7 protein-coding genes are annotated in these 6,344 nt (G+C 66.4%); all 7 read right to left on the bottom strand.

Annotation, left to right across the window (positions count from 1 at the left end; translation table 11 throughout):
- Nucleotides 1-273: 30S ribosomal protein S24e (rps24e, locus tag VF992_08735; protein HEX9341236.1), on the bottom strand; the 273-nt coding region annotated here is incomplete at its 3' end.
- A 2-nt stretch (nt 274-275) separates the two neighbouring features.
- A complete protein-coding gene (locus VF992_08730; protein HEX9341235.1) occupies nt 276-821 on the bottom strand; it encodes a GTP-dependent dephospho-CoA kinase family protein in 546 nt (181 codons plus the stop codon).
- Nucleotides 787-978 carry a transcription elongation factor subunit Spt4 gene (gene spt4, locus VF992_08725; protein ID HEX9341234.1) on the bottom strand — a complete coding sequence of 64 codons (192 nt, stop codon included), beginning with the start codon at nt 976-978 and terminating at the stop codon, nt 787-789. The genes VF992_08730 and spt4 overlap by 35 nt, the downstream gene beginning before the upstream one ends.
- A gap of 3 nt (nt 979-981) precedes the next feature.
- On the bottom strand, nt 982-1,560 hold the full coding sequence (locus VF992_08720; GenBank protein HEX9341233.1) for a DNA-directed RNA polymerase: 579 nt from the start codon (nt 1,558-1,560) through the stop codon (nt 982-984).
- A gap of 65 nt (nt 1,561-1,625) precedes the next feature.
- Entirely contained in the window at nt 1,626-3,809 is a 2,184-nt protein-coding gene (locus tag VF992_08715; GenBank protein ID HEX9341232.1) for a sodium-translocating pyrophosphatase, read from the bottom strand.
- Between the two features lie 68 nt (nt 3,810-3,877).
- Complete coding sequence (locus VF992_08710; protein ID HEX9341231.1) at nt 3,878-5,107, bottom strand: 2,3-bisphosphoglycerate-independent phosphoglycerate mutase; 1,230 nt, start codon at nt 5,105-5,107, stop codon at nt 3,878-3,880.
- A 431-nt stretch (nt 5,108-5,538) separates the two neighbouring features.
- Nucleotides 5,539-6,333 carry an S-adenosyl-l-methionine hydroxide adenosyltransferase family protein gene (locus tag VF992_08705; GenBank protein ID HEX9341230.1) on the bottom strand — a complete coding sequence of 265 codons (795 nt, stop codon included), beginning with the start codon at nt 6,331-6,333 and terminating at the stop codon, nt 5,539-5,541.
- Nucleotides 6,334-6,344: the final 11 nt, after the last annotated feature.

Raw genomic sequence — 6,344 nt, 5'->3', positions numbered from 1 at the left:
CTTGTTCCGGACGAGGATGTGCTTCCGCTCGACGGAGAGCGCCTCCTCCTTCGACTTGTAGACTTTCGCGTATCCGTGCGTCTCGTACCGGCCGAACGACGACGCTTGGGAGTCGATCACGACGATGTCCTTCGTCGCCTTCAGCTCCCGCGCGAGGAACGCGCGGAGCGCGTCCCGCGTCGGTGTCGGCTCGGCCTTGTGGATCGCCTTGAACGTCACCTCGACCCGCTTCAGGTGCGGGTTGTCCTTCTTCGTGAGGACTTGGAGTTCCATCGCTACCGTTCCATCCGTCGCAAGATGTCGAGGACCTTCGCCTTCGCCGTCGAGTCCGCCCGAACGACGACGACGCCCTGGGACGGCATGCCGTACAGGACGGCGGCCGAGTCGGGCGCGAGGGCGAGGCAGACGAGGCTGAGGAGGTCCTCTTCGCCCCGGACTTCGACGCGTACCCGCTCCTTCGACTTAAAGGCTTCGGACAGGACGGTCCACGCCTCCGGCGTGATCGTCGCCGCGGGGTTGACGACGCGCAACGCGCGGTCGCCGATCCGCTGCAGCGCCTCCCGCAGCTCCGGGTCTTCCTGGCGCTTCGTCTTGAAGTCGACGACGCACACATCGGGCGTGCGGCCGCGGGCGACGAGGTCGAGCGTGCAGAAATCTCCGACCGTGACGACGGGCGACGCCCGGCCGATCGTCGGCAGGATGTCCGGGCCGTGGACGAGCGGGCCCATCGGCCATCGGAGGAAGTCTCGGAGGGAATCGGGGAGCCGCATCGTCACGTGCGCGAATTCATCGAACGCGGAGGGCGAACTTCCCGTTGACATGGATGCCCATCTTCTTCGCGATCTCGGACCGGGGATGGTCGACGATAATCACGTAGCCCTGCCAGTCCTTCGACGTATCGCCGCCGCACAGCGGGCACTTGTCCTCGTCGGTCACGTGGCCGCAGTTCTTGCATGCCTTCGGGATTTTGACGACCATCGCTCAGCCCCTCTTCTTCCGCGCCCGCCCTTCCGCTCGCGCTCGGTCTTCCTCGATCCAGTCGAGCTTGCCCAGCGCGGGCTGCCGCATCGTCAGGCCGATCTTCGACTCGCGCGGCGCGCGCTCGTTCAGGGAGACGGCGACGATCCGCGTGCGGACCTTGTCGCCGATCCGCAGATCTCGCTTGGTGTCCTTGCCGATCAGACGCTGGCCCTCCTCGTCGACGTCCACGCGGTCGTCCATGACCTGCGAGATGTGCAGGAGCCCATCGAGCGGACCGAACCGGATGAAGGCGCCGAACTTCAGGATCTCGACGACCGTGCCCTCGACGATCTCTTGGAGCGCCGGGGCGAAGACGAGTGCGTCGTACCGCACCCGCTGGTACACCGCGCCGTCCCCGTGGACGATGCGGCCCTCGCCGACGCGTTCGATGTTGCTCGCGACGAGGGTGAGGGTCTTGTCGGCGCCGATCTTCCCCTCCAGGGTCGTCCGCGTGAGTTCCCGGGAGACCGTGTCGATGTCCTCGCCGAGGCGTTCCGGCGGGATCCGGACCGTGTCCTCCCGCTGGACCCGTTGATACATGAAAACCGGCTTCCCGTGCGAAGAGGGTCCTTCTATTTAGGCCTTTGCGGCGTCACGTCCTCCCGCTAGATCAGGAGAGGCGCGATGACCAACGTGATCGTCGAGAGGAGCTTGACGAGGATGTGCAACGACGGGCCCGCGGTGTCCTTAAACGGATCGCCAACGGTGTCTCCGACGACGGCAGCCTTGTGCGTCGCGCTCCCTTTCCCGCCGAGATTCCCCGCTTCGATGAACTTCTTCGCATTGTCCCAGGCGCCGCCGCCGGTGTTAAGGGCTAGGGCCATGAGCACGCCCGCGATTGTGCCGACCATCAGGGTGCCGCCAAGCGGTTCCCCCGCAAGGAGCCCCGGCGTGATGCGTACGAACCGGAAGAAGAACCCCACCGCGATGGGCGTGCCGACCGCGAGTAGGCCGGGAATGACCATCTCCCGCAAGGCGCTCCGGGTCGCGATGTCGACGGACCGCGCGTAGTCCGGCTTCGACGTGCCGGACATGATGCCCGAGTCCTCATGGAATTGATCGCGCACGTCCTTGATGATCGCCCACGCGGCCCGTCCGACCGCGCGGATCGCGTACGCACTGAATAAGAAGACGAGTGCGCCGCCCAGAAAGGCGCCGATGAAGGTCTCCGGATGGGCGAGGTCGACCGCACTCACCCTTGCCTCCGTCAGGAAGGCATTGAACAACAGGAACGCCGCCAGGGCCGCGCTTCCGACCGCGTAGCCTTTCGTAAGCGCTTTCGTCGTGTTGCCCGCCGCATCGAGCTTGTCCATGTTCCTGCGGGCGCTCTCCGACATTCCAGACATCTCGATGATTCCCGCCCCGTTATCGACGATGGGCCCGAACGTATCCATCGCCAGGATATACGCGGCCGTCGCGAGCATGCCCATCGTCGCGATCGCGGTTCCATAGATCCCGCCCCCCCGGATGCCCGTCGATTCGCCCAGCCAGTACGAGGCCAGAATCGCGATCGACACCACCACGGCGGGAATCGCCGTCGCTTCGAGGCCGACGGAAAAGCCCGAGATGATGTTCGTCGCAGGACCTGTCTCCGACGCCGAGGCGATCTCTCTCACCGGCCGGTAGCGGGCTTCCGTATAGTATTGCGTGACCCAAACGTAGATGACCGCCGTGAGCATGCCCGTGATGCCGCATAGCCAGTAGTAGGCCCACGTCAAGCCGCCGGTCGCCGTCGGAAGGGTGGGATTCAACATCGCCCACGCCGCCACGCCGAAGAGAATTGCCGCCAGGACTGAGGCGACGATGTATCCTCGGTTCAATGCGGTCATCGGCGCTTCTTCCTCCCCTGCTCGGACGACAAGCACGCCGGCGATGCTCGCGATCACGCCGAACCCACGAGCGACAAGCGGGAAGATCACTCCCGCCACGCCGAAATACTGGAATAGGACGACGCCCAGGACCATCGCTCCGATGTTCTCGGCCGCGGTGGACTCGAACAGGTCCGCGCCGCGGCCGGCGCAATCTCCCACGTTGTCGCCCACGAGATCCGCGATGACCGCCGGATTTCGGGGATCGTCTTCCGGAATGCCGGCCTCGACCTTCCCGACAAGGTCCGCGCCGACGTCCGCGGCCTTCGTATAGATGCCGCCTCCGAGCTGGGCAAACAATGCGACGAGGCTCGCCCCGAAGCCGAAGCCCACGATCGAGAGGACGAGGCTGTCTTCCATCGCCTGCGCGGTGCACTGAGCGGCGGTGAACAGGCCCGTGTTGATGCAAGCGGTGTACGTCGTCGGATTGGCCAGGGGACCAAGGGCGCCATAGCCGTAGTACAAAATCGCAACGCCGGCGAGTGAGAGGCTCACAATCGAAACGCCAGAGACCGCGCCGCCGCGGAGTGCGGTAACGAGGGCGTCATTGAAGGACTTCAGCGACCCGGCGGCCGACCGGATGTTCGATCGGATCGCGATGTGCATCCCGATGTAGCCGGAGAGGGCGGAGAACGTCGCGCCGAGGGCGAAGGCCCCCGCCGTCTCGAGGCCCGCGACGTATCCGCGCTGGAGTCCGAGGGCTACCGCAAAGAGGACGGCGAGGGTCGCAGCGATGAGTGCGATCGTCTTGTATTGCCGGCGGAGGAACGCCCGGGCACCCTGCTGAATCGCCTCGGCGATTTCTCGCATCGCATCGGATCCCGTGTCTCGCCGCAGGACATCCCGCGTGAGCAACGCTGCGAAGCCGAGGCCCGCAAGGACCGCGAGGGGGATCACCCAACTGAGGTCCACCTGGGCCATCCGATCGCCTCCTCCTCCGACTTCTCGGCCGCAAACTCCTCAAGGTATATAGGCTTTGATGGGCCCGCTCAGGCGCCGAACTTCTCCGCGCGGCCGGCGAGGTCGATGAGGAGATTCATGACGTCCTGGCCGCAGATGCGCCCGAGGGCGCCCTGGGCGGCGCTTCGCTCGTCGAACGCGAGGACGGCGTCCACGCGCACGCCCTCGCCGAACAAAGTGAGGGGCACCGGGTCGCCCGAGTGGTCCTTGATCGCGACGGGGGTCGAGTGGTCGGCGGTCATCGCGACGACGACGTCCGCGGGGAGGTTCGGCTTCAGCTGGCCCATCATCGCATCGAGCCGCTCGATCACGTGGATCTTCTCGGACGCGTGTCCGTCGTGGCCGCAGAGGTCCGGCGCCTTCACGTGCAGGACAACGAGGTCGTTCGAGTCGAGCGCCGCAAGCGCGGCGTCCGCCTTCGCGATCATGTCCGTGTCGAGTCCGCCCGTCGCCCCTTTGACCTCGATCATGTCGATCCCGACGGCGCGGAAGATGCCTCGGATGAGGGAGACGCCCGCGACGCCGGCGGCCTTGACGTGGAATCGCTCCGTGATCGGCGGGAGATCCGGGTAGACGCCGGCGCCGCGGAGGACGATCGCATTCGCGGGCAGCTCGCCGTCTTTGACCCGGGCGCGATTCACCGGATGGTCTTTCAGGATCTTGTGTGCCTGCTTCGTGAAGGCGTTCACCGCCTTGGCCGTGGGCTTCGCGGCGGGCTCGAGCGCCTCGGCCTTCCGGATTTCCTGACCGAGTTCGTGCGGATCCGTGTCCGTGACTTTCGGCGAGAGCCCGCGGCCTCGGAGCACGAGGGCGGCGCGATGCTCCGTGCCCGCGCGGAACATCACCTTGATCCTTCCGAGTTTCATGCCGTCGATTGCCTCGGCGAGCTCGGCCGTTCCCTCGTGAATTCGCCCCGCGCGCCGATTCGCGACCCGCATCTTCTCGTCGACCGTCGCGAAGTTTCCGCGGAACGCGATGTCTCCCGCCTTCAAATCGATCCCCACGCCGGCGGCTTCGAACGGGCCACGGCCGGTGTACACCGTGCGCGGATCGTAGCCGAAGAGGGCGAGGTGGCTCGTGTCGCTCCCGGCAGGGACGCCGGGCGCGATCGGGTCTACGAGCCCGTTCACCCCGTTCGCCGCGAACCAATCGAGGTTCGGCTTGCGCGCGGCCTCGAGCGGCGTCTTGTGTCCGAGCTCCACCAGTGGGCGGTCGCCGAGGCCGTCGAAGATCACGAGCAAGATTCGGCGCGCATCCATTCCGCCGCGCGGAACGGACGGTGTCTAGATATGCCTTTGGTGCGCTGCTCCCGCGGACCCTGGCTTGGCTTCCGGCGGCGCCCTTGATCGCCTGCGAAACGCCGGGGCCCGAACGTATTTCCACCGAGGGAGCCTTCTTCGTCGGCGGGGATTCGATTGAGCGGACCTACCTGCTGCCCTCGTTGCGGATCTCCGAATCCTCCTGACCACCGATTCTGTTCGTCGTGCGGCTATCCGCTCCCGCTCCCTGGCGTGAGTGCGATCCCCCCGCCGTTCCCTGCGCCCGCCCCGTCGAGCGCATGGCTGGCATCCGGGCCGATGCCTTATGCCCGGGCGAGCGCACGGCGCTCATCGCGAGAGGTACGCTCACTGGCTAGGGCTCGACGCCCGCGTTGCGAGCCGCCGGTTCCCGACACATCGGTTTGCGGATCCTATGATTTCGACTTCGAGAAGGCGACCGGCATGCCCGGCGTCGCTTCGAGCTGGCGGGCCGCATTCGTCTCTCGCATCGAGATCTCGACGAAGCCGCTCGATGACAGGGTCACGAGGAAGTCCCCCGGCGCCACGAGCGCGTACGTGCGGACGAACGGGATGGTCATTTCATAGCCACCGACCGTCACGTGGAGCGAATCCCCGAACGACCACGCCTTCTCTGCGAGCGTTCGCGGGATGTTCGTCACGACATTGCCGAACCGGTCGTACGTGATCACGACGCCCTCGAATCCACCTCGTTGCTTCCTCGGCTCCCCGAAGTCCAGGTCGAGGAAGTCGTGGATGACGGGTCCGACGTCCTTCACCTTCGTGCCCGTCATGAGGTGCGCGGCGGCCGGCGCGAACAGGTCGCGCCCGTGGAAGGTGTCCGAGAGCTCGGGGCGTCCGAGCCTTCGGTTCGTGAGTTCGCGGACCTCCTTCAGCCCGAGGCGGCGGGCCGCGGGGAGGAAGAGCCCGTTGTCTGGGCCGACCAGGTATGCGCCTTCGCAGACGCACACGATCCCCCGACGTTTCGTCCCGACGCCGGGGTCGACGACGCCCACGTGGGACGCGAACGGGTAGTATGGCACCGCCGAGTACAGGACGTACGCGCCGTGACGGATGTCGTGCGGCCTCACGTCGTGATCCAAGTCCACGATCGTCAGGTCGGGGTCGACGGAGAGGATCGCCCCCTTCATTGCCGCGACGTACTCGCCGAGTCCGAAATCCGTCGTGAGAGTGACGATGCCGCCCATGCAGACCCCCG

This window comes from Thermoplasmata archaeon (assembly GCA_036395115.1).
Taxonomy (GTDB): Archaea; Thermoplasmatota; Thermoplasmata; order RBG-16-68-12; family RBG-16-68-12; genus RBG-16-68-12.
This window is presented reverse-complemented; position numbering and strand designations above follow the sequence as displayed.

Excerpts from the sequence above, each read along its gene's own strand:
- VF992_08720 (HEX9341233.1), bottom strand. The coding sequence starts at position 1,560 with ATGTATCAACGGGTCCAGCGGGAGGACACGGTCCGGATCCCGCCGGAA.
- VF992_08715 (HEX9341232.1), bottom strand. The coding sequence starts at position 3,809 with ATGGCCCAGGTGGACCTCAGTTGGGTGATCCCCCTCGCGGTCCTTGCG.
- VF992_08705 (HEX9341230.1), bottom strand. The coding sequence starts at position 6,333 with ATGGGCGGCATCGTCACTCTCACGACGGATTTCGGACTCGGCGAGTAC.
- VF992_08710 (HEX9341231.1), bottom strand. The coding sequence starts at position 5,107 with ATGGATGCGCGCCGAATCTTGCTCGTGATCTTCGACGGCCTCGGCGAC.
- VF992_08730 (HEX9341235.1), bottom strand. The coding sequence starts at position 821 with ATGTCAACGGGAAGTTCGCCCTCCGCGTTCGATGAATTCGCGCACGTG.
- spt4 (HEX9341234.1), bottom strand. The coding sequence starts at position 978 with ATGGTCGTCAAAATCCCGAAGGCATGCAAGAACTGCGGCCACGTGACC.